At 72.8% G+C, this 23,943-nt stretch carries 25 protein-coding genes and 1 pseudogene; 8 read left to right on the plus strand and 18 right to left on the minus strand.

All coding sequences use genetic code 11. The annotated features are described in order from the left end of the window. Nucleotides 1–2 precede the first annotated feature (2 nt). A complete protein-coding gene (locus O7616_RS02925; protein WP_282305491.1) occupies nucleotides 3–866 on the minus strand; it encodes an ABC transporter permease subunit in 864 nt (287 codons plus the stop codon). Next, the gene (locus O7616_RS02930) at nucleotides 866–3,730 is read right to left on the minus strand and encodes an alpha/beta fold hydrolase (protein WP_282305492.1); all 2,865 of its coding nucleotides are present in this window, start codon (nucleotides 3,728–3,730) and stop codon (nucleotides 866–868) included. Before O7616_RS02930 ends, O7616_RS02925 begins: the two co-directional genes overlap by 1 nt. Nucleotides 3,731–4,103: 373 nt before the next feature. Between O7616_RS02930 and O7616_RS02935 the strand changes: the two genes are divergently transcribed. From O7616_RS02935 to O7616_RS02970, 8 genes are all read left to right on the plus strand, one after another. Further along, nucleotides 4,104–5,282, plus strand: coding sequence for a hypothetical protein (locus tag O7616_RS02935; protein ID WP_282305493.1), 1,179 nt, complete (start codon nucleotides 4,104–4,106; stop codon nucleotides 5,280–5,282). Then, complete coding sequence (locus tag O7616_RS02940; RefSeq protein ID WP_282305494.1) at nucleotides 5,269–7,830, plus strand: HAMP domain-containing histidine kinase; 2,562 nt, start codon at nucleotides 5,269–5,271, stop codon at nucleotides 7,828–7,830. Before O7616_RS02935 ends, O7616_RS02940 begins: the two co-directional genes overlap by 14 nt. Then, nucleotides 7,827–8,303 (plus strand): roadblock/LC7 domain-containing protein, encoded by a 477-nt coding sequence (locus O7616_RS02945; RefSeq protein ID WP_197699335.1) that lies wholly within the window; start codon nucleotides 7,827–7,829, stop codon nucleotides 8,301–8,303. Before O7616_RS02940 ends, O7616_RS02945 begins: the two co-directional genes overlap by 4 nt. Continuing rightward, nucleotides 8,300–8,785 carry a DUF742 domain-containing protein gene (locus tag O7616_RS02950; protein ID WP_282305495.1) on the plus strand — a complete coding sequence of 162 codons (486 nt, stop codon included), beginning with the start codon at nucleotides 8,300–8,302 and terminating at the stop codon, nucleotides 8,783–8,785. The genes O7616_RS02945 and O7616_RS02950 overlap by 4 nt, the downstream gene beginning before the upstream one ends. Next, nucleotides 8,763–9,521 (plus strand): ATP/GTP-binding protein, encoded by a 759-nt coding sequence (locus O7616_RS02955; RefSeq protein ID WP_282305496.1) that lies wholly within the window; start codon nucleotides 8,763–8,765, stop codon nucleotides 9,519–9,521. The genes O7616_RS02950 and O7616_RS02955 overlap by 23 nt, the downstream gene beginning before the upstream one ends. Nucleotides 9,522–9,560: 39 nt before the next feature. Beyond that, on the plus strand, nucleotides 9,561–10,067 hold the full coding sequence (locus O7616_RS02960) for a hypothetical protein (RefSeq protein WP_282305497.1): 507 nt from the start codon (nucleotides 9,561–9,563) through the stop codon (nucleotides 10,065–10,067). Nucleotides 10,068–10,103: 36 nt separating this feature from the next. Continuing rightward, nucleotides 10,104–12,314: an AAA family ATPase gene (locus tag O7616_RS02965; RefSeq protein ID WP_282305498.1), complete on the plus strand. Its 2,211-nt coding sequence runs from the start codon at nucleotides 10,104–10,106 to the stop codon at nucleotides 12,312–12,314. Between the two features lie 93 nt (nucleotides 12,315–12,407). Next, nucleotides 12,408–13,340 carry a superoxide dismutase gene (locus O7616_RS02970; protein WP_282305499.1) on the plus strand — a complete coding sequence of 311 codons (933 nt, stop codon included), beginning with the start codon at nucleotides 12,408–12,410 and terminating at the stop codon, nucleotides 13,338–13,340. 60 nt (nucleotides 13,341–13,400) lie between these two features. Here O7616_RS02970 and O7616_RS02975 read toward each other — a convergent pair whose 3' ends face one another. The 16 genes and pseudogenes from O7616_RS02975 to O7616_RS03050 form a co-directional block, all read right to left on the minus strand. Beyond that, the gene (locus O7616_RS02975) at nucleotides 13,401–13,754 is read right to left on the minus strand and encodes a gas vesicle protein K (protein WP_282305500.1); all 354 of its coding nucleotides are present in this window, start codon (nucleotides 13,752–13,754) and stop codon (nucleotides 13,401–13,403) included. After that, nucleotides 13,751–13,981, minus strand: a complete 231-nt coding sequence (locus O7616_RS02980) for a gas vesicle protein (RefSeq protein WP_282305501.1) — start codon at nucleotides 13,979–13,981, stop codon at nucleotides 13,751–13,753. The genes O7616_RS02975 and O7616_RS02980 overlap by 4 nt, the downstream gene beginning before the upstream one ends. Then, on the minus strand, nucleotides 13,978–14,793 hold the full coding sequence (locus tag O7616_RS02985; protein WP_282305502.1) for a GvpL/GvpF family gas vesicle protein: 816 nt from the start codon (nucleotides 14,791–14,793) through the stop codon (nucleotides 13,978–13,980). Before O7616_RS02985 ends, O7616_RS02980 begins: the two co-directional genes overlap by 4 nt. Continuing rightward, on the minus strand, nucleotides 14,777–15,160 hold the full coding sequence (gvpJ, locus tag O7616_RS02990; protein ID WP_282305503.1) for a gas vesicle protein GvpJ: 384 nt from the start codon (nucleotides 15,158–15,160) through the stop codon (nucleotides 14,777–14,779). The genes O7616_RS02985 and gvpJ (O7616_RS02990) overlap by 17 nt, the downstream gene beginning before the upstream one ends. A gap of 1 nt (nucleotide 15,161) precedes the next feature. Next, entirely contained in the window at nucleotides 15,162–15,494 is a 333-nt protein-coding gene (gvpO, locus tag O7616_RS02995) for a gas vesicle protein GvpO (RefSeq protein WP_282305504.1), read from the minus strand. Then, on the minus strand, nucleotides 15,460–15,759 hold the full coding sequence (locus tag O7616_RS03000) for a gas vesicle protein GvpG (protein WP_282305505.1): 300 nt from the start codon (nucleotides 15,757–15,759) through the stop codon (nucleotides 15,460–15,462). Before O7616_RS03000 ends, gvpO begins: the two co-directional genes overlap by 35 nt. A gap of 3 nt (nucleotides 15,760–15,762) precedes the next feature. Continuing rightward, complete coding sequence (locus O7616_RS03005; protein WP_282305506.1) at nucleotides 15,763–16,518, minus strand: GvpL/GvpF family gas vesicle protein; 756 nt, start codon at nucleotides 16,516–16,518, stop codon at nucleotides 15,763–15,765. Nucleotides 16,519–16,654: 136 nt separating this feature from the next. Further along, nucleotides 16,655–16,861, minus strand: a pseudogene (gene gvpJ / locus O7616_RS31120) (gas vesicle protein GvpJ); the annotation flags it as partial. A 5-nt stretch (nucleotides 16,862–16,866) separates the two neighbouring features. Beyond that, nucleotides 16,867–18,057 (minus strand): SRPBCC family protein, encoded by a 1,191-nt coding sequence (locus O7616_RS03015; RefSeq protein ID WP_282305508.1) that lies wholly within the window; start codon nucleotides 18,055–18,057, stop codon nucleotides 16,867–16,869. A 2-nt stretch (nucleotides 18,058–18,059) separates the two neighbouring features. Next, on the minus strand, nucleotides 18,060–18,446 hold the full coding sequence (locus tag O7616_RS03020) for a hypothetical protein (RefSeq protein WP_282305509.1): 387 nt from the start codon (nucleotides 18,444–18,446) through the stop codon (nucleotides 18,060–18,062). 278 nt (nucleotides 18,447–18,724) lie between these two features. Further along, a complete protein-coding gene (locus O7616_RS03025) occupies nucleotides 18,725–19,234 on the minus strand; it encodes a GNAT family N-acetyltransferase (protein WP_282264188.1) in 510 nt (169 codons plus the stop codon). Nucleotides 19,235–19,338: 104 nt separating this feature from the next. Continuing rightward, complete coding sequence (locus O7616_RS03030; RefSeq protein ID WP_282305510.1) at nucleotides 19,339–20,199, minus strand: hypothetical protein; 861 nt, start codon at nucleotides 20,197–20,199, stop codon at nucleotides 19,339–19,341. A 163-nt stretch (nucleotides 20,200–20,362) separates the two neighbouring features. Next, nucleotides 20,363–20,791 carry a DUF3263 domain-containing protein gene (locus O7616_RS03035; RefSeq protein ID WP_282305511.1) on the minus strand — a complete coding sequence of 143 codons (429 nt, stop codon included), beginning with the start codon at nucleotides 20,789–20,791 and terminating at the stop codon, nucleotides 20,363–20,365. 104 nt (nucleotides 20,792–20,895) lie between these two features. Beyond that, nucleotides 20,896–21,912, minus strand: a complete 1,017-nt coding sequence (locus O7616_RS03040) for an ABC transporter permease subunit (RefSeq protein WP_282305512.1) — start codon at nucleotides 21,910–21,912, stop codon at nucleotides 20,896–20,898. Then, a complete protein-coding gene (locus tag O7616_RS03045; RefSeq protein ID WP_282305513.1) occupies nucleotides 21,909–22,919 on the minus strand; it encodes an ATP-binding cassette domain-containing protein in 1,011 nt (336 codons plus the stop codon). Before O7616_RS03045 ends, O7616_RS03040 begins: the two co-directional genes overlap by 4 nt. A gap of 121 nt (nucleotides 22,920–23,040) precedes the next feature. Then, nucleotides 23,041–23,826 carry a DeoR/GlpR family DNA-binding transcription regulator gene (locus O7616_RS03050; protein ID WP_282264183.1) on the minus strand — a complete coding sequence of 262 codons (786 nt, stop codon included), beginning with the start codon at nucleotides 23,824–23,826 and terminating at the stop codon, nucleotides 23,041–23,043. Nucleotides 23,827–23,943 lie beyond the last annotated feature (117 nt).

A 23,943-nucleotide genomic window follows, 5' to 3' on the forward strand; every position in this document is an offset into this window, starting at 1 on the left:
GGCTACGACGTGATGTCCTTGCGGGTGAAGCGCCAGAACGCCAGCCCCCAGAACACCGTCGCGTAGCTGATCGCCGAGACGCAGCCTCGTACCACGTCGTCGGTCTGCACCGGGGTCGACAGCAACCCCAGCCAGGCGGTGCTGAAGTGGGTCGGCAGAAAGTCGCGTACCGCGCCCAGGGCGGTGATCTGGTCCAGGATGCTGGACAGGATCCAGAGCAGTACCGCGCCACCCACCGCGCCCAACGCGGCGTCCGTGGTCACCGACAGCAGGAACGCCAGCCCGGCCACCACCAGGAGTACGACGGCCAGGTAGCCGAGCACCGCCAGCAACCGGAGCAGCCCTTCGGTGGGTTCCAGCTCGGCGGCGACGGTGCTGCGCAGCGGCGACCAGCCGTACCGCAGGGTCCCGACCAGCAACGCGGTGCCGGCCAACAACAGCAGGGCCAGCCCCGAGTACGCGAGCGCGACCACCAGCTTCACCGCCAGCAACCGGGCCCGGGGCACCGGGATCGCCAGCAGGTAGCGCAGGCTGCCCCAACTCGCCTCGCTGGCCACCGTGTCCCCGCAGAAGAGCGCGACGACGACCACCAGGAGGAACGACGCCGACACGAAGATGGAGAACAGGGTGAAGTTGAGGCCGCCGGAGGTGGCCAACTCGACCAGGCTGGAGAACTCGTTGCGGCCGTTGTCGTCGTCGCCCGAGTCGAACTGGAACGCGATCAGGATGATCAGCGGCAGCAGCACCATGAAGCCGAGCGCCAACTGGGTCCGCCGCCGGGACGCCTGCCGCCGGAACTCCGCCGCGAAGGGCAGGGTGGCCGACGGCCGGTAACCGCGGGCCTCGCCCGCTTCGGACACCACCATCACCGGTCACCGCTTCCCCGAGAGTTCTCGCCCACCAGGGCGAGGAACGCGTCCTCCAGGCGGCGCCGGGGCACCACCCGGTCCACCCCGATGCCGGCGCGCACCAGCTCGGCCACCACCTCGCTGCGGGCCGTGCCGTTGGTGTCGACGACCAACTGCCCGTCGCTCTCCGGGAGCACCCGGACGCCGTGCAACCGGTCCAGCACCGCCCGTGCCGCCTCCGGGTCGGTGACGTCGAACAGCACGCTCGGCGACTCGCCCACGATCTCCTCCACCGGCCCGGACGCCACGATCCGCCCCTTGTTCACCACCACTGCGTGGGTGCAGGTCTGCTCCACCTCGGCCAGCAGGTGGCTGGAGACCAGTACCGCCCGCCCGTCGGTGGCGTAGCGCTGGAGCACCCGGCGCATCTCGGCGATCTGCGGCGGGTCGAGCCCGTCGGTGGGTTCGTCCAGCACCAGCAGCTCGGGGAGGCCGAGCATGGCCTGGGCGATGGCCAGGCGCTGCCGCATGCCGTGGCTGTAGTTCTTGATCCTCCGGTGCACCGAGTCACCCAGGCCGGCGATCTCCAGCGCCGCGTCGAACTGCGCGTCGTCCCACGGCCGCCCGGTGGCCCGCCAGTACGCCTTCAGGTTCTCCAGGCCGGACAGGTGCGGCAGGAACCCGGGCCCCTCCACGAGCGCGCCGATCCTCGACAGCACCGGCGATCCGGGCACCAGCCGGCGACCGAACACGTAGATCTCCCCGGCGGTCGGCTGGGTCAGCCCCATCAGCACCCGCAGGGTGGTGGTCTTACCGGCGCCGTTGGGCCCGAGCAGACCCACCACCTGACCCGGGTGCACCTCGAAGTCCACGTTCGACACGGCGACGAAGCCGTCCGCGTACTCCTTGCGTAGTGAGCGCACGGCCAGCGGCGTGTCCGCGTACTCCGGATGCACGGAACGGTCCTGGCGGCGGTGTCGGCGGCGGACCACCGCGACGACCACGACGAGCCCGACCGCGACGGCGACGAGCAGGCCGGCGAGCACCCAGCGCCAGAGGGTCGCGGCGGTCGGGATCGGCTCGCCGCTGACCGTGGGCACGGTGACCGCGCCGTCCGCCGCCACCGTGTAGACGGTCGGTTGCGCGGGGGTGGTGTACGCCTGGTCGGAGGTGGCCACCACGAGGCGCAGCCGGTGGCCCGCCTCCACCCGTCGGACGATCGCGGGCAGCGTCACGGTGACCGGCCGGGCGTCCTGCACCCGCTGCGGCAGGCCGGTGAGCCGGATCGGGGCGACCAACCCGTTGGGCAGGGTGGCCGCGCCGTCCGGGTCGACGTCGTAGAGCTTGACGAAGAGCACCGCCTCGCCGGTCGGCGACGCGGCCCGCACGGTGACGGTGGGTGCCCCGGCCACGTCGACCGCCTCGGTCAGCGGTGCCGACTCGAACCGGGCGTGCTGACCCGGCACGTCTCCGGCCACGCCGTCCAGTAGCGAGGCGAGACCACCGGCGAACGGGATCGAGGAGATGGCGGCCGGGTTACCGTCGGGCGGGTTCGCGACCGGCTGGGCCGGACCGGCGACCTGGATCTCCCGTCGTTCGTCACCGGCCAGGCCGGGGTAGTCGGCGCGACGGAAGGCGGTGGCGACGAGACCCCGGTCGAGCGCGTCGAACCCGGCGATCCGGGACCAGGTGAAGTCGTCGCCGGGCGCGTCGCCCTCGCCCTTGACGTAGTGGTCGAGCCACTGGACCGTCAGGAACTTCACCCGGTCGGAGTCCGAGCGGGGTCCACTGCCACCGTCGTGTCCGCCGGTGAACCAGGCGACTCGCACCGGGGTGCCGTTGGCGGCGATGCCGCGGGCGTTCGCGTCCGCCTCGCCGAGCGGGAAGAGCGTGTCCGCCTCGCCCTGCACCAGCAGGGTGGGCGCCTTGATCCGGTCCAGTACGCCGGCCGGGCTGGATCGGCGCAGCAGGTCCACGGCGGCCTGGTCGGCTCGACCGGTGGTGGCGATCCGCAGGTACGCGGCGCACACGTCGGCGGCGAAGCGACCGCAGGACGGGTCGGCGGCACCGGTCGGCGCGCTGGCGGGCCCGTTGCCCGGGCCCGCGCCGGGCTCGGGGCTGGGCGGTCCGGCCGACGCGGGTGCGCCCTGCGGAGCGGCGGCGGTCGCACCGGAGAGCCCGGCGGGCCCGGAGCCCACGTTGCCCCCACCACCGAAGAAGAGACCGGCCCAGCCCTTCTTGAACACGCCCTCGGTCGGCGCTCCGCCGGTGCTCTCCGGCAGGAAGGCCCTCGACAGGTCGTTCCACGTGATCATCGGGACGATCGCGTCGACCCGGCTGTCCTGGGCGGCCAGGAGCAGGGCCAACCCACCGCCGTACGAGCCGCCGACCACACCGACCTGGGGGTCACCGGCGGCGTTGGTGCGTACCTCCGGCCGGGCCGCCAACCAGTCCAGCAGCCGCTGGGCGTCGCGCACCTCGTAGTCCGGGTTGTCCAGGTGGATCTGACCACCGCTGCGGCCGAAGCCCCGCGCGGTCCAGGTGAGCACCGCGTAGCCGCGCCCGGCGAACTCCTCCGCGTCGGAGCGGACCGACTCCTTCGTGCCGCCGAACCCGTGTGCCAACAGCACCGCCGGCACCTTCCGTCCCGACGACGCGTCGTCCGGCAGGTAGAAGGTCGTGTCCAGGTCGACCGGCTGGTCACCGGCCGGTCCGGAGCGGACGGTGAGCATCGCGTTCTCGGTGCGTACGTCCGGTCCCTGCGGCCACACCGCCCAGGTCACGGCGGCGGCCAGGAGCACGACGACCGCCGCCGCGGCGATCGCGCGACGGCGGGTGGGCAGGGCACGCCGGAACCACGCGGCCGGCGACGGCGATGTCATGCGGCACACGGTACGGCCCACAGCCTGAGCGTTGGCTGAGATCCGCCGTACGTCCGTCCGGTTGCCCCGATCGGTGGCGACCGGCGGTGCGAGCGCGCATCGTCCGACGCGACCCAGCGAGTTGACTTCGGATTCCGTGAATTCCGATCTTTTCGCGGATATCCATCTCGATCCCTCCATGTCACACCCATCGACGCGACGGAGCGTGCCCGGGACGCGGACAAATGGTGACATCGCTCGAAGTGACGCGAACCTGACTCGCCGACCGAGGTCGGACGAGTGGGGGGGTCGATTAGTTTTCCGGTCCGGTGCACGGGACTGTTCGGCTACCCGCGACCGCGCCAATCCGCGCCCACGCCGGAGGAGACAAGACATGACAGTCCCCGCGCCGCGGGCCCGCCGACGGCCGTCCATTATGGGCCGTCTGCTGCCGCTGCTGCTCATCGGGGCACTACTCGCGCCGGTGGGTCTGCTGGTCACGTCCGCCTGGCGGCAGACCAGCGACGACCGGTCCCTGGCCGCCCGCGAACGGCTCGGCGTGCAGTACCTCACCGCTCTGGCCGGAGTCACCGACGCCCTGGTGGAGGCCCAGTCCGCAGCGGTCAACGGTCGCCCGGTCGCCCGGGAGGCGTTGGACCGGGCGGTCGAGGAGGCCGCCGCGGTGGACGCCCGCATCGGCGTCGAACTGCTCAGCCAGGAGCGCTGGGCCGGCGTACGGGCCAAGCTGGAGGCGCTGCGTGGACGCGGCACCGCCGACCCGGAGGCCGCCTACACGGCGTACGGCGAGGTCTCCGACCTTCTGCTGGCCCTGCACCGCAAGGTCCGGGAGAGTTCCGGGCTGGTCCGCGACCCCGTCGCCGACTCCTTCTTCCTTCAGGACAGCGCCGGCCAGGAGCTGCCCGAAGCGGTGGTGGCCGCCGGTCGGCTCGCCGACCTGGGTGCACTGGTCGCCCGCCGCCCCGCCGCCGAGCAACCGCGTGGCCTGATGGAGCTGAGCGGCCTGCGGGTGGCCGCGCTGGCCCCCGCCGGCGACCTCGTCGACAACCTCCGCTCCGCGGTGGACGGCTCGGAGAGCACCGACCTCGGCGCCAACGTGCTGACCCCGCTCGACACCTACCAACGCTCGGTGGAGGCGCTGGCCGCGTACTCGATCCCGGCGAAGGACACCGGTGTCGTGGACCAGGCCCAGTTGGCCGCGGCCGGGCTCAACACGCACCGCGCGGCGCGGCAACTCCAGCCGGTCATCCTCGCCGAACTCGACGCCCTGTTGGTCGAGCGCGTCGACGAACTGGACCGGGATCGCTGGTTGATCACCGGGGCGGGGGTCGTGGCCGTGCTGATGCTGGGCTGGCTCGCCGCACTGCTGGTCAACGCCGCCGCCCGGGCCCGACGCCGGGCCGCCCTGGCCGCGAGCCACACCGACAGCCCGGACAGCGCGGTACGCGCCGATCCGTGGCAACCGCCGGTCAGCGAGCCGCGCGGGCTGCAACCCGCAGGCGCCGTCCGGGAACCGGAGACCGCGCAGTGGGGGGCGTTCGATGCTGCTCGGTAGGCTCCGCATCCGCGGCAAGCTCGCCCTGCTCGTGGTGATCCCGCTGCTCAGCATGGTCGGACTCGCCGTGCCGGTCATGCTCGACCGGGTGGCCGCGGCCCAGCGGGCCGGTGACACCGCCGAGCGGGTACGACTCGCCAGCCGGGTCGGCAGCCTGGTCCAGGACCTCCAGCAGGAACGCATCCTCTCGGTCGGTTACCTGCTCGGCCGGGTGGAGCGAAGTGAGCTGGTCCGCAAGTCCGCCGACGTGGACGACCGGGTGGCCGACCTGCGGGCCGCTCGGAGCGACGCGTTGACCGACCGGGTGGACAGCGCCCTGGACCGGGTGTCCAGCCTCGTCGACCTACGGGCCGCGGTGCTGGCCCGGGCCGCGAACCCCGGCCAGGTGATGGAGGTGTTCCGCCCGCTCAACGTCGGCATCATCGAGTCCCTGCGACTGGTGTTCGGTGTGGACACCGACACGTTGCCGGGCCGTCAGGTGCTCGCTCTCGACGGGCTGCTCCGCTCCGACGAGGGCCTGGCCGCGTGCGCCACGTTGAGCCTGCTGGTCAAGGCGGTCGGCAGCCCGGACACCGTCTCCGGGTACGTGGCGTGCATCGCCGCGCTCCAGGTCGACAACGCGCGTTTCCGTAGCCTGATCACGCCCGAGCAGCTCTCCGTGGCCCAGCTCAACGACGCGGCCGTGGCCGCGCGTACCAGCCCCGACTTCCTGGTCACCAGTGCCCGGGATCCGGCCGCCGCGGTCCGCCCCGTGCCGATGGAGGCGCTCTTCCCGGCCGTCCGCACGATGATCCGGCTGGGTCAGTTCGTCGAGAAGAAGCTGGTCGCCGACGTTCTCGCCGAGGCGACAGCGGAGCAGCGGCGGGCGCTCACCGCCGCGTACCTGGTCGGTGCCGCGGCGGCGTTGATCCTGACGCTCGTGGTGCTGCTCAGTGTGGCTGTCGCGCGGACGGTGGCTCGACCGTTGACCCGCCTCACCAGCTCCGCCGACCGGGTCGCCCGGGTTGCCGAGGCCGAGCTGGTCCGGGTCACCGACGACGAGACGGAGAGCCCACAACCGGTCCGGTTGGAACCGGTGGACATCCGGGCCAACGACGAGATCGGCGACCTGGCCCGCGCCTTCGACCGGGTGCAGAACACCGCGGCCCGGCTGGTCGAGCGGCAGGTCGCCGGACGGCGCAACGTGGCGCAGATGTTCGGTCACGTCGGGCGGCGCACCCAGAACCTGGTGGGTCGGCAGATCGCGCTGATCGACCGGTTGGAGCAGCAGGAGGCCGACCCGGGTCGGCTGGAGCACCTGTACCGCCTCGACCACATCTCCAGCCGGCTGCGCCGCAACGCGGGCAGCCTCGTGGTGCTGTCCGGCGCGGCCGGGGCCGACGCGCACACCGCGCCGGTGCCGCTGGCCGACCTGGTCCGGTTGGCGCTCGGCGAGATCGAGGACTACACGCGGGTCGAGGTACGGGTGCCGGCCGGCATCTCGGCCGCGCCGGCGGTGGTCGGCGATCTCATCCTGGCGTTGGCCGAGCTGATGGAGAACGCCACGGTCTTCTCACCGCCGCACACCCGGGTGCTGGTGGCCGCCGAGACGGCCGGGCTCGGCGCGCGGATCACCGTGGTGGACCACGGCATCGGCATGAGCGAGCAACGACTGGCCGAGGAGAACGCCCGGCTCACCCGCCGGGAACGGCTCGACCTGGCCCCCACCGAGGTGCTCGGTCTCTTCGTGGTGGGTCGGCTGGCTCGGCGGCACGGCTGGGAGGTGGGTCTGGCCGCCACCGCCGGCGGCGGGGTGACCGCACACCTGGAGATCCCGTCGACGTCGCTGGTGCTGCGCCGCGCCGACCGGGCCGGAGCTGCCGTGGCCAGGGCCACCGTGCCGGAACGGGACCGGCGTACGGCGACCGCGGCGGAGACCGAGCAGGACGCCCGGTCCCTCACGGCGTCCGTCGCCGCGCCGGCCCGATTCGACTCGGATCTCCTCAGCCGGGCCACCCGCAGCCTGGAGGCCGGCCCGTCCTGGAACGCGTTCGGTCACAGCCGGCCCGAGCAGGCCGCACCCCCCGCACCTCCGGCACCGGAACCGTCGGCAACCCCGACCGGGCGGGTCCGGCAGCGGGTGCCCGGTGCCAGCCTCGGGACGTCCACCGCACCGACCCGGCCGGTGGACGCCACCGGGGCGGACCCCGCCGCGGCCCGCGCCTTGGTCGAGGCGTTCCAGGCCGGTGTACGGCGAGCCGAGGCGACCGGTGTCCGGTCGAACGTGGTCGACCCGGGCGAGACGGTCGATCTGCCGAGCACACCGGGAGGCGCGGGCCCCACGGTGAGCAACGGTGGCCCGTCGGACGGCACGCCCGGCCGTCCCCGGCTGAGCCGACGGGTGCCGGGGGCGAACCTCACCGCCGTCCCGGCCTGCCAGCCACCCAGTACGCACCTCGGTGACCCGGCCGAGGTCCGGAACCTCATCAGCGAGTTCGAGGCGGGCGTTGCCCGCGCTCTGCGCGAAGTCAGCCCAGACCACCGGAACGAAGAAGGATCATCACGGTGACCAGCCCCTTCCTGCACGACAACGTCGAGCACCAGAGCCAGCCCGCCGCCAGTGGGGACCTCAGCCCGGAGGCCCGTACGTTCAACTGGCTGCTTGATTCCTTCACCTCCAGCACCGCCGGGGTCCTGGAGGCGATCGCGGTCTCCTCGGACGGCCTGTTGATGGCCATGTCGGCGATCAAGGACCGGTCCAACGCGGAACGCCTGGCGGCTGTCGTGTCCGGGATGACCAGCCTGGCCGGTGGGGCAGCCAGCTGGTACGCGCTCGGCGGCCTGAACCGGGTGATCGTCGACATGGCCGACGGCTACCTGCTGATCAGCGCGATCAGCAGCGGTTCCGTGCTCGGGGTGGTCGCCGACCGTTCGGCGAACCTGGGCACCGTCGCGTACGAGATGACGCTCTTCGCCGGGCGGGCCGGCGGTGCCCTGACCCCGCGGTTGATCGTCGAGTTGAAGAACGCCGTCCAGCAGTGACCCCGGAGGTCGCCGGCGAGGATGCGGACCCCGACCCGCGGGTCCGGATCCGCCCGTACCTGCGCACGCCGCCCTCCGCTGTGGACGGCGCGGCGGCACCGGCGCTGCCCGAGCCGGAGGCGGGCGAGGGTGGGCCGGCGGGTCCGCGTCCGTTCGTGCTCACCTCCGGGCGGGTGGCGGGTGCCGACCCGGCGATCGGGCTGGAGACCCAGGTGACGGTCCGTACGGACAGCGGCTGGTGGGCAGGCCCGCCGGACACCGTGACGACACCGGAGCTGCAGGCGATCATCGCGCTGTGCGCCGAGCCGATCTCGGTGGCCGAGATCTCGGCCCGGACCCGGCTGCACTTCGGTGTGACGCGGGTCCTGGTCGGTGACCTACGGGCGGCCGGGCACCTGGACGTACACGTCACGGACACCGACGACGCCCTCGACCCCAACCTCATCCTGCGAGTGATTGATGGACTCCGTGCGATCTCCTGAATGGCCGGTCGCCCCGCTCGGCGGGGCCTCCGCGAACAGCGCAGCCGCCCGTTACGGCACGTCGCCGGGTACCGGGCCGATAGTCGGGCGGGCCGGCCCGCCGCCGAGCGCGCCCCCGCCGCCGTACCAGCCCTCGTCCGCCGCGCCGCCGACCCCGTCGGTCGGCAAGCCGGCCGCACCGCCGATCCCGGTCAAGATCCTGGTCGCCGGGGGCTTCGGGGTGGGCAAGACCACCACCGTGGGCGCGATCTCCGAGATCGCACCGCTGACCACCGAGGCGGAGATGACCAGCGCCGGGATCGGGGTGGACGACCCGGGTGCCCGGTTGACCAAGACGACCACCACGGTGGCGATGGATTTCGGTTGTGTGACCATCGACCGCAGTCTCAAGCTCTACCTGTTCGGCACGCCGGGGCAGTCCCGGTTCGGTTTCATGTGGGACGACCTCGCCCGGGGGGCGCTCGGCGCGCTGGTGGTGGTGGACAGCTCCCGGCTGGACGACTGCTTCCCGGCGATCGACTTCTTCGAGCGGGCCGGGCTGCCGTTCGTCGTCGGGGTCAACGCCTTCGACGGGCGGTTGGCCCTGGAACTCGGCGAGATCCGCTGGGCGCTGGCCATCGGCGACCAGGTGCCCCTGGTGCAGTTCGACGCCCGGGACCGGCTCTCGGTGCGGGACGCCCTGCTGGTCGTCCTGGACCGGGCGCTGGACCGGGCCACGCGGGACCGGAGGGCCTGAGCCGACCGGCTCCGGCCGTGGCGGGAAGGGAGTGATGTGGTGAGGGGTGACCTCGACGAGACGTTGGCCCGACTGGCCCGGCGCGAGGAGGCGCAGCGCCGACGGGTCAACGACCAGGACGACACCACACCGCCGTCGGGCCGGCCGGTCCTCGGGCGCGGCAACGCCCGGTCCGGCCGGCACGATCCCCGCCACGCGGGGGCGGACCCCTCGGGCGACACCACCGGGTGGGGGCCGGTCGAGGAGGTGGCCGAGGCGGTACGCCAGGTCGTCGGCGCCCATCCGGGGCTGGCGGTGACCGTGCACGTGGAACACGACGGGCGGACGTACCCGATGCGGGTGTCCTGGGACGGGCCGGACGTCACTGTCGGCCCGGTGCCCCCGACGGCCCCGGTGGAACCCCCACCGACCTGGCCGCTGTCCGGCCGGACGGTGCCCGCCTGGGCTCCCGGCCCGGTCGGGTTGACCCCGGACCCGGCGGCCCGGTTGGCCGAGCTGATCCGCCGGGACCCGTCACTGTTGGACGAGTTGGATCCGCGGCGCTGACCGGCGGAGCTGGCTGACGACAGCTACGGTCGGGCGGTGGCGCAACCCGACCTGACCTTGACGGCGAGCCTACGACCGGCCGCGCTGGACGCCCGACGGGGCATAGTGCGGCTGCACCCGGAGGCGATGACCGCCCTGGGCCTGCGCCCCGGTGACCCGGTCCGGCTGGCCGGTCGCCGGGAGACGGCCGGGATCGTGGCGGCTGCTGCCCCGGGCGCGAGCAGCGCCCTGCTCTACGCCGACGACCTGGTCCTGGGCAACCTGGGCCTGCGCGACGGTGGTCAGGTGCGGGTCGCCCCCGCGCCGCTGACCCCGGCGGGTCGGGTCGTCCTGGCCGGGCCGGTGGGGGTGGTCGCGGCGGTCAGCCCGGAGATGCTCCGGCTCGCCCTGCTGGGCAAGGTGCTCACCGCCGGTGACGACGTGTCGCTGTTGCCGCAGGACGTGCTGCCGGACGCGTCGGTGCGTGGCCTGGTCGAGGCGGCTCGGCGCAGCCTCGCCAACACCGTCGGTTTCGCCTGGACCAGCACCCTGCTCAGCGTGGTCGCGGTCGAGCCGGCCGCCGGCGCCCTGGTCACCATGAACACGGCGGTCGCCTGGGAGCACGGCGCGACCACCCACGGGCCCGGCCCGGTCGGCGTCACGCCGCCGCAGCCACCCGGGGCGGCCGACGCGGTCCCGGTGGACGACGCCCCGGACGTGGACGAGTTGCCCGGGCTGCGGGCCCAGGCCGAGGAGCTGACCGAACTGCTCGACCTCGGCTTCCACCACCGGGAGGTGCTGGGCCGGCTGGGCACCACCATCTCGTTGGGAGTGCTGCTCGTCGGCCCGGCGGGCTCCGGGAAGTCGGCCCTGGTCCGGGCCGTCGCCGCCCGGGTCGGTGCCCGCGTCCACCCGCTCTGGGCACCGGAGGTGGCCGCGCTGGCCAACCAGGCCGCCGCCGACCGCCTGCGCGCCGCGGCGACGGCGGCCCGCACCGCCGGACCGGCGGTGCTGCTGGTCAGCGACGTCGAGGCGCTCGCACCGGCGGACGAGCCCGGCCCGGTCGCGACGGTGTTCCGGCAGGTGCTCGCGGAGAGCATCCGGGCCGGCGTCGCGGTCGTCTGCACCACCAGCCGACCGGAGGCGGTCGACAGTGCGCTGCGCGCCCCGGACCTGTTGTCGCTACGGATCAGCATCCCGCTCCCCGACCAGGCGCTACGCCGCGAACAGCTCACCGTGCTCACCCGGCAGGTGCCACTGGCCGACGACGTCCGGCTGGACGAGGTGGCCGCGCGTACCCCCGGGTTCGTCGCCGCGGACCTGGCCGCGCTGGTCCGGGAGGCCGGGGTACGCGCCGCGCTGCGACAGAAGTCCGCCGAGACGCCGACGGTGTCGATGACCGACTTCGCCGCCGCCCTGGAGGTGGTCCGGCCGACCACGATGGCGGCGTCCACCCTGGACCTGGCGTCGGTGACCCTCGACGACGTGGGTGGTCTGGACGAGGTCAAGCAGACTCTCACCGAGTCGGTGTTGTGGCCGTTGACGTACCCGGACACGTTCGCCCGGCTCGGGGTGCAGCCGCCGCGTGGTGTGCTGCTCTACGGGCCGCCCGGGTGCGGCAAGACGTACCTGGTCACGGCCCTGGCCGGGTCGGGGCGGGCGAACGTGCTGTCGGTGAAGGGCGCCGAACTGCTCTCCAAGTGGGTCGGCGAGAGCGAGCGCGCGGTCCGGGAGTTGTTCCGCCGGGCCCGGGAGGCGGCCCCCACCCTGATCTTCCTGGACGAGGTGGACGCGCTGGCCCCGGTACGCGGCCAGGCCACCGACGGCGGCACCACGGACCGGGTGGTCGCCGCGCTGCTCACCGAGCTGGACGGGGTGGAGACGCTGCGCAACGTGGTGGTGGTCGGCGCGACGAACCGGCCGGACCTGGTCGACCCGGCGCTGCTGCGGCCGGGCCGGTTGGAGCGGCCGGTCTACGTGCCGCCGCCGGACGGGCCCGCCCGCGCGGAGATCCTGCGGGCCGCGTCCCGGCACGTGCCGCTGGCCCCGGACGTGGACCTGTCGACCCTCGGCGACGAGCTGACCGGCTTCTCCGCCGCCGACTGCGCCGCGCTGATCCGGGAGGCGGCACTGGCCGCCATGCGTGAGTCGCTCGCCGCCGCCACGGTCACCGCCGAGCACGTCGCGACGGCGCGGGCGCGGGTACGCCCGTCGCTGGACCCGGCCCAGGTGGCCTGGCTGGCCGCGTACGCCGCTGACCGACAGTGAGTGGACCGGCACAACCTTTCGTCGCATCCCAGCCGTCCGTAGAACGTCATGGTCCTCGGTGGAGTCGTCCACTCCGACGTCAGGCGGTGCTCCTTGCACAGACTCTTCTCTCTCCTCGTCGTCCCGCTGCTGGCGGCGGCGACCCTGTCCACGGTCGGCGCGGCGGCGGCGGCGCACCCGCCGAAGCCGTTCCCGGCCCGGATCGCCCTGCCCGACGGCTTCACGCCCGAGGGGTTGACGATCGGCCACGGCACGACCGTCTACGTGGGCTCGGTCCTCGACGGCGCGGTGTGGCGGGGTGACCTCCGCACCGGACGCGGCTCGGTGCTGATCCCCGGCACACCGGGTATGCCCAAGGCGGGCCTCGAACTCGACCGGCGGGGTCGGCTCTGGACCGCCGACTTCTACACCGGTGGAGCCGGCGTGTACGACCCGCGCACCGGTGCCCGCCTGGCCCACTACCAGTTCAACGACGGGTCGAACACCCTGGTCAACGACCTGGTCATCACCGAACGGGCGGTCTACTTCACCGACTCGATCCGGCCGGTGCTGTACGTGGTGCCGCTGGCCCCCGGCGGTCGCCTGCCGGCCCCCACCGCGTTCCGGGTGCTGCCGCTCACCGGCCCAGGGGCGACGCCGGACGCGTTCAACAACGGGATCGTGGCGCTGCCGAACGGCGATCTGCTCGTCGCGCAGATGCTGACCGGGCGACTGGTCCGCGTCGACCCGCGTACCGGCGGCAGCGCCCTCTTCGACCTCGGCGGCTACTCGGTGGACCGGGCCGACGGGCTGGTACTGCGGGGGCGCACCCTGCACGTGATCCGCAACCTGTCCAACGTCATCGCGGTGGTGCGGCTGAACTCCGCGTACACCGCCGGGGTGGTGCAGCGGGAGATCACCGGGCCGCAGCTCCGGTCACCGGCCACCGGTGACCTCTTCGGGTCGGCGTTGTACGTGGTCAACGGCCGCTTCGACGTGGAATCCACGCCGAGCACCGACTACGACATCGTCCGCGTACCGGCCTGAGTGGAGGCGGTCGGCGGTGGCCCGCACGGTCGCCGCCGACCGCGGCTCGGCGACGCCGGCTCAATCGGTGGGCAGGAGCGGACCGAGCGGACCGAGGTCGAGGTTCAGGTCCTCCGGGGCCAGACCGAAGTGCTCCCGCAGGCCGACCATCTGCTCCTCCAGCGCCATCAACGTCACCCCGATCCGCTCCACCTGCTCCTCGGTGAGGTCGCCCAGGTCGACCCGGCGCAGCGCCTGCCGTTCCATGAGTTGCCGCAGCAACTCGACGATCGTGAGCACCAGGCTGGCCAGCCCTCGTTCCACCGAGTCGCGGTCCACAGCGATCCGACGGTCCAACGGGGTGACCCGGGGCGGTCGCCACGACCCGGTGTCCAGTGCGGCGGCCAGCTCGGCCGCGTCGTCCCGCCCGGTCATCCCGAGCCCGTCGCCGGTCCGGCGTCCACCACCGGCGTCAACGCGCCGACCGAGGCGACGAGGGCGCGCAGCGAGATCCGGACGAGGTCCACCTCGGCGATGGCCAGGGTGACGTCTCCGCTGATCACCACACCCGTGGCGAGCACCCGGTCGAGCAGGTCCACCAGGGCGACCGGCCGGTAGGCCAGCGGGTCGTCCGCGCTGCTCGGCGCGAGCACGGTGGTCACCGCGGCCCCCCGGCGACGCGAGCCGACTCGGGTCGTTCCGCGACGAAGGAGTACGCCGGCCACGGCCCGGTCAGCTCCAGCCGGATCCCCGGATGCCGGTCGCCCAACGCGACGACCAGATCGGTGAAGTGGGGCAGGGCCGGACTGTCCACCAGGTACGCCCCGTTGAGCACCATCGCGGTGGACGCCCCGGACAGCCGCCGGTCCTGCGGTGCGTGCCGTCGGCTCGCGACGGCCAGCTCACCCAGGGCCGTGTGCACCGCGTCCGCCGCCTCGCTCGCTGCCTGCCGGCCCTCCTCGCGGGCGGTCAGCTGGGCCCGACGCCGACGCAGGTACGCCGTCCCCACCCCGCCGGCACCCTCGGATCCACCGGCCCGGGCCACCACACCCGGGACCAGGTAACCCTTGACCCCCCACTCGGCGCGCCCGGTGACGCGGTCCAGTGTGCCGAGCAGCTCGGCGGCGCACTCGACGAGCGACCCGGCCACCCGGCTGTCGTCGGTGTGGACGGTAGCGAGTCGGGCCGGGACCACCGCCCCCCGGTGGGCCAGCGCCTCGACGACGCCATGGTGCGCCCGCGCCGCCCGTTCCAGCCAGGCCAGGTCCTCCAGGTGGCGACGCAGCGGCTGTTCGCCGTACTCGTCAAGTGGGGCGGCGCTGACCACGGCGACGAGACCGGCCGCGGACACCCCGCGCACCGGGCCGCCGTCCATCCCGGTGATCTTCGCGAGCACCTCCGGGTCGACGTCCCGAACGACACCGTGCAACCAGGCGCCGGCCGCCGGGGCGGCTGTCTCACGCGTCGAACTCATCCCACTCCTCCCGTTCGGCGTCCCGGCGTCGCGCCCGGGCCTCCACCCGAGGCCGGCGTTCCGCCTCGACCTCCTCCGGGTCACGTGGCCCCGGCTCCACCGGCGGCCGGGCCCGGGAGCTGAGCCACGGGTCGTGCTCCCACCAGTCGATGCCGATCTGCCGTGCGGTGTCGACCGACGCGATGACCAGCCGCAGCTTCAGCGTCAGCAGCTCGATGTCGAGCAGGCTCACCCGGATGTCCCCGGCGATCACGATGCCCCGGTCGAGGACCCGCTCCAGGATGTCGCCCAGGTTCGCCGGTTCGTGGCCGGCGGGCAGGACCTGGCCCGAGTTCTGCACCACCGACGGCTGCTGCCCAGCGGTCATCTCAGCCCACCTCGCCCTTCCCGCGCTGGTAACTGCGCACCCGCCGGTAGCCGAGCAGGCCGCCCTCGATGTCCAGCTCCACCTCGTAGAGGCCCATCAGGTCGATGGACGACGGGACGCGCCGCGCCTCCACCACCTCCACACCGACCAGCCAGCCGTCGTCGGTCGCCTCCAACGAGACGGTTCCGGACGCCTCCCGACCGGTCAGCTCGACGAGCTGCCGCAGCCCGGCCCGGGCCGCCTCGGCCGCCGAAGCCGGCTCCACGTACTCGTCGTCGGGGTAGTCCTCGGCGGCCGGGTCACGCCGCCGGGCCCGGACGTCGTCGTCGGACATCGCGTACACCTCCCTCACCGGCCGACGGGCTCTGCCGACGTACGCCGCCGGTCAGCCGTTCCAGCACCCGCTGCTCGGCCCGGTCTCGTTCCTCCGGGGTCAGCTCACCGGCGGCGGCAGCGGCATCCAACTCCTCCAGCTCACGCCGGACGTTCACCGGATTCCGCTGCCGCGCCTCGGCCTCCCGGGCGACCACCCCCACCACCGCCGTCAGCCCCCGCACCGGCGCGTACGGCAGGGTCAGCAGCGCCCAGAGCAGGTCCACCGGTCAGCCCGCCAGTTGGTGCTCGGCGACGAAGTCGTATGGGGCGAGCGGGCCCAGCAGGCGCAGTCGGAGCAGACCGCGCCGATGCTGGGCGTACTCCTCCAGGACGTCGATCAGCGCCGCCTCCTGGTCGGTGTCGACCAGCAGCGCCAGGTTCGCGGCGTCCATCTCGTGGCTGGGCGGTCGCAGTCGCGTGGAGACGACGTACTCGGCGGTGACGTCGAGCAACCGCCGGTTCTCCGCCTCCCGGCGCAGCTCCACCGCCTGGCTGATCAGCTCGCCCAGTCGGATCCGCGGTTCGCGGCTCGCCGTCTCGGGGCGGCCGCGGATCTGCTCGGCGAGCCCGGCCGCTGTCGGGTTCTCGTCCAGCACACCGCGCAGCAACGTCCGCTCGTCGAAGCGTCCGTGCACGACGTACTGCACCCGTCCCTCCAACTCGGCGAGCGCGGCGGCGAACCGGTCGTGATGCGGGCCGAGCACGTCGATCACCGCGTCCGGGCCGGTCACCACGGTGCCGAAGCGCACCGGCAGCACCGGCGCCACCGCCGCCGTCCCGTCCAGCAACTCCTGGTACGCCCGCAGGTCGGCGGACCGACCCAGTGCGGCGTCCAGCGGCACCTCACTGACCAGGGCCCCGAGGTCACCGTGCCGGATCACCGTCACCTCACCCGGCGGCTCACCGACCCCGGCGGCATCGGGCGTCGCCTCCACGTCGCCCGGCACCAGCCCGTAGATGAAGAGTCCCGTCTCGTCCGCCATCTCAGCTCCTCCCGAGATCCCGCACGTTGCCGGTGACGCCCCGCACCGAGCCGGTGACGTCGGAGACGACGTCGGTGACTCCCCCGACCAGGCCGGCCAGGCCGCCGCCGTCCTCCGGAGCGATGTCGAGCCGGTCGACCGCGTCGGCGAACCGCAGGTACGTCTCGATGCTCGCCACCACGACCCGCGCGTTGATCTCCACGAGCGGGATGCCGACGACCCCGACGGTGACCTGCGCGTCGATCACCACGCCCTTGTCGAGCACGGTCTCCACGACGTCGGCGAGGCCGCCGGCGGCACCCGTACGTTCCAGGGCGCCACCGACCGCGCCGTCACCGGACACCAGGCTCACTCGTCCTCCTCCCGCCGACGACGCACCACCGGGCGACGCGGCGGCTCGGCTCCACGACGGACCGGCGGTCGGGGCCGCTGCGGCTCCTCCCGCGGCTCCGGGCGACGGGCCCGCCCGGGGGCACGGCGGCGCGGCGCGGGAGGTGGTTCCTCGTCGGCCTCGTCCGCGTACCCCTCGTCGTAGCCGTCCTCGTAGGCCTCGTACTCCTCGTCGTACTCGGGCTCGACCGGTCGCCGGGTTGGCCGTTGCCGCTGCCGACCGGCGGGCCGCCGGGCGGGCTCCTCCGGCTCACGCTCCTCGGCCTGCTCACGCTCCTCCGGCTCACGCTCCTCGGCCTGCTCACGCTCCTCGCGGACGGCGGTCTCGTGGTCCCTGACCACCTGGGAGTCGCGGATCTCGCCACGCCAGCCCTCGACCTGGTCGGGGTCGAGCGCCACCTCCGTCATCACATGCCGGACGAAGTGCTTCAACTCCAACCGCACCCGCCGGCCCTGGGCCCGCCACAGGTTGCCGGTGTGCTCGAAGAGGCCCTGCGGGTGGTACTCCAGGACCACCAGGATGCGGGTCAGGTCCGGGGTGATCTCGTGGAAGCTGACCGTGCCGTCGACCGAGCCCTTCTCCCCCTTGGACCGCCAGTGGATGAGCTTGTCCGGCACCTGCTTGACGATCGTCGACTCCCACGTCCGGTGCGACCAGAAGACCTGCGCCTTCCAGGTCAGCTTCTCGTCGGAGTCGGTGTCGACGTTCTCGACCTTCTTCATGAAGCTCGGGAAGTCACCGAACTGCGTCCACTGGTTGTACGCGGCCCGCACCGGCACACCGACCTCGATGGTCTCGACGATGTTGGTGACCTTCTGCTTCTTGCCGCCCTTGCCGCCGCCCTTACCGCCCATGCGGCCGAGAGCCGACATCACCTTCTCCTTACCGCCGGCCACCCCGGCATGAACCATCGCCTTCACCGGTGAGTCACCCTGGGCCAGCTTCTGCGCTCCGGTCGCCGCAGCGATCAGACCGGGCCCACCGCCCTGGCGCGCGTAATCGCTGAGTCGGCCGGTCGCACCGGTGATCCGGTCCGTCACCGCCGACATCGCCCGTTCGCCGATGGCTCCGGCCAGGTTGCGCACCTCGCCGACCAGCTGGTCGCGGACCTTGTCACCGAGGCCGCCCGGGTTCGCGTTCGCCGCCACCGTCACCGCCCCCGTTGCCCGGTCGGGTCACCGTTGTCGACGCCCTGATCGGCTTCTCCGTCGCCGTCCTGGCTGCTGCCGGACCGGCTGCGCAAAGCGTCGGCCGAGCTGCGCAGCCGACCGCTGAGAGCGTCCACGCCGCTGCCCGCCGCCGCGTTCGCGGCCGCTCGGCCGGCGTTGACGAGAGGGCCGCCCAGCCGGCTGAGATTGCTCAGGGCAGGGGACGAGTGCAGTACGTCGGTGCCGCGCTTCAGCAGCCCGCCGGGGTCACGGCTGGCCCGGCCGGCGGCGACCGCGGCGGCCAGGGTGAGGGCCGTACGCAGCTTGCGGCGGCGGCCCAGCAGGTAGCCGAACCCCACCGCCAATCCGATTCGTGTGCCGGTCTTCATCTGCTCTCCTTCGCTCCCCGGAGGGTCCGGACGCCTGACCGTGGGGGCCGGAGGAGGGCTACCGGGAAAATAGCGGCGCACTGTTCCTCTGATCAGGCGTTCCGTCTCTACGGACCCGGCGGGCAGTACCCGGCAGCATTCCGCCGAAACCGATTCCACACCTCTCGGCGAAAGGGTCGACGCCGATCCGGAAAGGCGTGACGGGGTGCCTCAGAACGGACATCAAGGCGCTCTCCACCAGGGAGAACAACAGAAAAGGGGAAACGCCTGAAGGAGCGTCAGAATGCGGGAGGCGTCGAATCCAGGCTGATTTCGGCGCGCACCTTCCCAGCCTGCTCGTGCAATTTCGCGCCGCATTTTTCGAGGACGGCGACAGCGCCTACGTTGTCCGGAGTCGTCTCCGCCACGACGACCCGCATGCCCGCTCGCGCCGCGGCGTTCAACAACTCCCGCAGGGCGGCCGCGCCGATCCCCTGCCCGCGCGCCGAGCGACCGAGCCACATCCCGGTCTCCACCGTGTCGGGCTCGTCACAGCGCGTCATCCGCACCATGCCCACCACCTCGCCACCGGCGAGGATCGCGTACATCTGGGAACGGGTCGGGCCGTCCAGCCCGCCGAAGCTCGCCCGGTGGAACTCCCGGAACGCCTCACGACGGGCGAGCGACCAGCCGGCGGGCGCCTCGACCGGCGGCATGACATCGCCGGGCTCCGCCTCGGCAGCCGCTACGGAGAGCAACGGCTCCAGGTTTCGCTCGTCCACCGGCTCCAGCCGGACCGCACCCGCCACGTGCCGCAGTCTGCCGCCCCCATCGGCCGAAGTCCACCCCAATGGCGATGCACTGGCGGTCCGGCTACCGGTCCCGGCCGGTCGGGCGGCCTGGGTGTTCCTCATCACGCTCTGTCGTCACCCGTTGGTGGTCGGCCGGTCGGCTCGAACTCGCAGAACACCACCGAGGCATCGTCGGTGGCCTTGTGCCGGCGCAGCCGATCGGGGTGGTCGCGCTCGGCGGCGCGGACCCGGTCGATCAACCCGCCCGGACCGTCCGCGCCCAGCAGGTCCAGCAGACCGGACCAGTCGGTCAACCCGAACTGCTCCACCGCGCTGGACGCCCCGTCGCTGAGCAGAGCCGCCCGGCGTAGCGCCGTCGGGCCGCGCCGGGGCAGGGTCCCGGTCACCGCGTGGAAGGCCGCGTCGGGGTCCGCCGCCGCCACCCAGTAGCCGTGGGTGCGGTTCATCCGCTCCCGCTGGACGCTCACGGCGTGCCGGAACCGGGTGACCGGGTCCTCCGTCCCACCCGGCAGCGCGGCGACCGTCTCCCGCAACTCCGCCATCGCCGTGTCCAGCCGGTCGTCGGTCACCACGCTGACCTGACCGCCGCAGTCCAGGACCAGGGGGCTGTCGCAGAGCACCAGGTAATCGACCTGGTCACCACAGTCGCGCAGGAGGCAGACCGTACTGGACGGGGTGCCGGGATGGTCGAGGTCGCACTGCTCGCCGTGGTCGGCGCGCACGGCGAGGATGGCGGCGGCCAGGTTGCTGGTCAGCCGGGCCGCCGGGCGGACCGCCTCCGCCACGCCCAGCCGGGCGGCCAGGTGCCGGACGTACCACTCCGGCCCGTGCACGCAGCCGGTGTCGAAGCCCTCCGGCACTGTCGCGCCGTCGAGGACGCCGACCAGGGGGCCGATCCGGAACACCAGGTCCTCGTTGACCGATCGGCCCGGGGCCGGCGCGGACGCGGATCGTACCCGCATCACCGGCACACCTGCCGAGGGTTGGCACCCGTCACCGCCCGCTCCCTCCGTCGCCTACCGTCCAGCCACCAGCGATGCCGGATCGCCGGCCGCGTACCCCCTGGGTCGGGTGACATTCCTGGCCGGACGGCTCACTCAGGTGTCGAACGACCAGCGGAACCGTTCAGCGGCGACGGTTGCGCGCCCGTGACGAACGCAGCCGGCGGAGTCGACCGATCAGCACGGGGTCGGCGGCGAGTGCGGCCGGATTGTCCAGCAGCCCGTTGAGCAGTTGGTAGTAGCGGGTCGAGGAGACCCCGAAGGTGTCCCGGACGGCCTGCTCCTTGGCCCCGGCGTGCCGCCACCACTGCTGCTCGAAGGCGAGGATGGCGCGTTCGCGCTCGGTCAACCCGGCCGCCGGGTCGACCGGCTGGACGTGCGCGGACTCGACCGGCGGCAGCGACTCGTCGGCGGTCTCGACCGGCTCGACGGGCAGCGCCGCTTCGTCGGCGGTCTCGATCGACGGAGCCGACCGGGGAGTCGGAACGGTCGCCCCGACGCCACCCGGGCGAGCGTCGGCGGACGGCTCCGGGGTGGTGGCGTCGGCGGACATTCGCTCAGCCTAGCCAGCGAGGACCACCGTCGCAGCAGCCGGCGCGGCGGTGCCCGGACGCGCGAAGGCCCCCGGCGTGTGCCGAGGGCCAACGCAGGCGGATCTCAGGAGATGTCGCGGCGGCGCATCGCCCAGAGCGCCGCCCCGAGGATCACCACCAACCCGACCGAGAACAGCACTGACGACTGCTGCCAGGTGATGTCCATCGTCTCCGGCTTGCACTCGCCGTAGTAGGTCGCCTCGCAGGAGTTCCAGTTCTGCAGGGTGACCGTCTTCGTCATCCAGGCCAGCGCGTAGGTGGGCAGCAGCCACGCCTCGGCGAACTTCACGCTCGCCATCGAGAGCAGGATGCCCAGGCCGAACTGGCCGACCACCATCACCGCCACCACGCCACCGAGGGCCATCGCGGTGTGCCGCCCCAGCGAGGCGAGGGCGAAGCCGATGGTGGTGATCACCAACACCAGCGCCACGCCGCGCAACCCGGTCAGGGCGAACGACTGCCAGGCACCTGAGGTCATCTTCTCGGTGCTGCCCCGGAAGGTGGCGACCGCCCAGAAGCCGGCGAACCACAGCACCGCGGCGGGCAGCGTCACCGCCAGAATGCCGGTGAGCAGCGCGGCCAGCTTGGTCAGCAGTACGGTGAGCCGCTTCGGCCGCCAGAGCAGCAGGTTCATCATGCCGCCGGTGCTCCACTCGGCACCGACGAAGGACGCGCCGATCACGAACCCGACGAGCGCGAGGATCGCCGCGAACGGGACCAGCGTCTCGTCGAACGTCTCCCGGAAGTCGAAGGTCGACGGCAGGAACCACGCCGCCTCGATCTGCTCCCGGGGCGGTGGCGTGATCACCGAGCAGTCGTCGGGGTAGCGGCCGTCGTTCGGCGTGCCGGCCGTCTTGGCCTTCTCACACTCCACACGTTCCCGCTCGCTCCAGCGCACCTGCTCCTGATACTGCTGGTCGGCCTGACGTTCGGCACGGGCGAGCTGCGTGGCGTCGATCTTCTGGTTCGTGAAGAACACGCCGACCACCACCGCGGCCAGCACCACCAGGCCGAGCAGCGTCATGTACCTGGTGAAACGCCGCTTGGTGAGCCGGCGCAGCTCCGTACGATAGAGGCTCACGCGCCCCACCCTCCCCCGGCGGCGCCGGGCTGACCCGTCCCGCCGACCTTCATGGACTCGTCGACCTGCCGGTGCTGGCCGGGTACCGGCGCGGTGGCGGTCAGTTCGAGGAAGACGCTCTCCAGATCGACGGCGATCGGCGCCAACTCACTGACGTACAGGTTGTGCTCGGCGAGCAGCCGCGTCACCGAGGCGGGCTTGTCGACGCCGGCCAGCATCAGGTGGTCCGGGTGCCCGGTGACCCGGATCCCGGCCTTGGTGAGCGCCTCGGTGGCCACCGGCAGGTCGCTGACCGCCTCCAACCGGATCCGGACCGCACCCGACGAGTGCTGGGCGAGCACCTCGTCGACCGGGCCGAACGCGACCCGCCGACCCAGCGAGATGATGGTGACCGAGTCACAGATCAGTTGGATCTCGCCGAGGATGTGGCTGGACAACACCACGGTCATCCCCGACTCGGCGAGGTTGCGCATCAACGTGCGCATCTCCCGGATGCCACCCGGGTCGAGGCCGTTGGCGGGCTCGTCGAGGATGAGCAGCTTCGGGTTCTTCAGCAGAGCCGAGGCCACGGCGAGCCGCTGCTTCATGCCCAGCGAGTACGTCTTGACCCGCTCGCCGGCCCGGTCGCGCAGCCCGACCAGCTCCAACACCTCGTCGACCCGGGTGGCCGGCACCTCGCCCGCCCCGGCCAGCAGGGACAGCGTGTCCCGTGCCGTGAAGTGCGGGAAGAACTGCGGGCTCTCCACGATCGCGCCGACCTGGCCGGCGACGGTGGGCAGTGCGTCGGGGACGTCGTGCCCGAGCAGCACCATCCGGCCGCCGTCGGGTCGGATCAGGCCGAGCAGGGTACGCAGCGTGGTGGTCTTGCCGGACCCGTTGGGGCCCAGGAAGCCGTGCACCTGCCCCGCGTCGACCCGCATGTCGAAGCCGTCGAGCGCGTTGCGGGTGCCGCGTCGACGACTCTTGTACGTCTTACGTAGACCTTCGATCTCCAGGACAGCTGGCAAGCTGCACCTCCCCCGATGGGTGGGCGTGACAGCCGACACCATACGCGGTATGTAGACGCTCGCAATACGCGGTATGCATCGACGCGCCGAATGGACTAGTTCATCGACGGAGCGTGACCGCTCAGGCGCAGACGACCTGCACGCCGGCGGCGCGGAACGCCTCCACCACCTCCGGTGCGGCACCGGAGTCGGTCACCAGCGTCTCCACCCGCTCGACGGGGCAGATCCGGGCGAAGGCGTGGCCGCCCAACTTGGACGAATCGGCGATGATCACCACGCGCTTGGCGCGGGCCACCATCAGGTTGTTCATCGCCGCCTCACCCTCGTGGTGGGCGGCCGCGCCGAGCTGTGGGTCGATCGCGTCCACACCGAGCAGCGCGACGTCCAGGGTGACCTCACGCAGCAGCGCCCCGCCCAGCGGACCGACGAGTTCGAACGACTTCGGACGCACCACCCCACCGGCCACCACGACCTTCATCCGCGATCGCACCAGCAGCTCGTTGGCGATGTTCAGCGCGTTGGTGACCACGGTGAGCTGGGCACCCTCGGCGCTGGTGTTCAGGTCCGGCCGTACGGCGAGGGCCCTCGCCACCTCGGTGCTGGTGGTGCCGCCGTTCAGGCCGACCACGGTGCCCGGCGCGACCAGTGCGGCGGCGGCCGCCCCGATCCGCTGCTTCTCCGCCGAGTGCTTGGCCGTCTTGTAGCGCAGCGGCAGGTCGTACGAGACACCGTTGGCGACCGCGCCACCCCGGGTCCTCGTGATCATCTGCTGCTGGGCGAGCTGGTCGAAGTCACGCCGGATGGTGGCCTGGGAGACGTCCAGCCGCTCGGCTGCCGCCTCGACGCTGACCCGGCCGTTCTCGGTCAGCATCTCGAGCAGGGCGTTCCATCTGGCGTACCGGTCCACCGCGGAGGCCCTCCCAGCAACTGCACGGACGGTGATTGATTGCGTGCACACTAGTGCGCGAAACTGGGCGGGCGCAAAAGACTGACCTGCGCGATCGGCTGGCTGGTTGCCACGGCC

The sequence above is a fragment of the Micromonospora sp. WMMD964 genome, from assembly GCF_029581455.1.
Lineage (GTDB): Bacteria > Actinomycetota > Actinomycetes > Mycobacteriales > Micromonosporaceae > Micromonospora.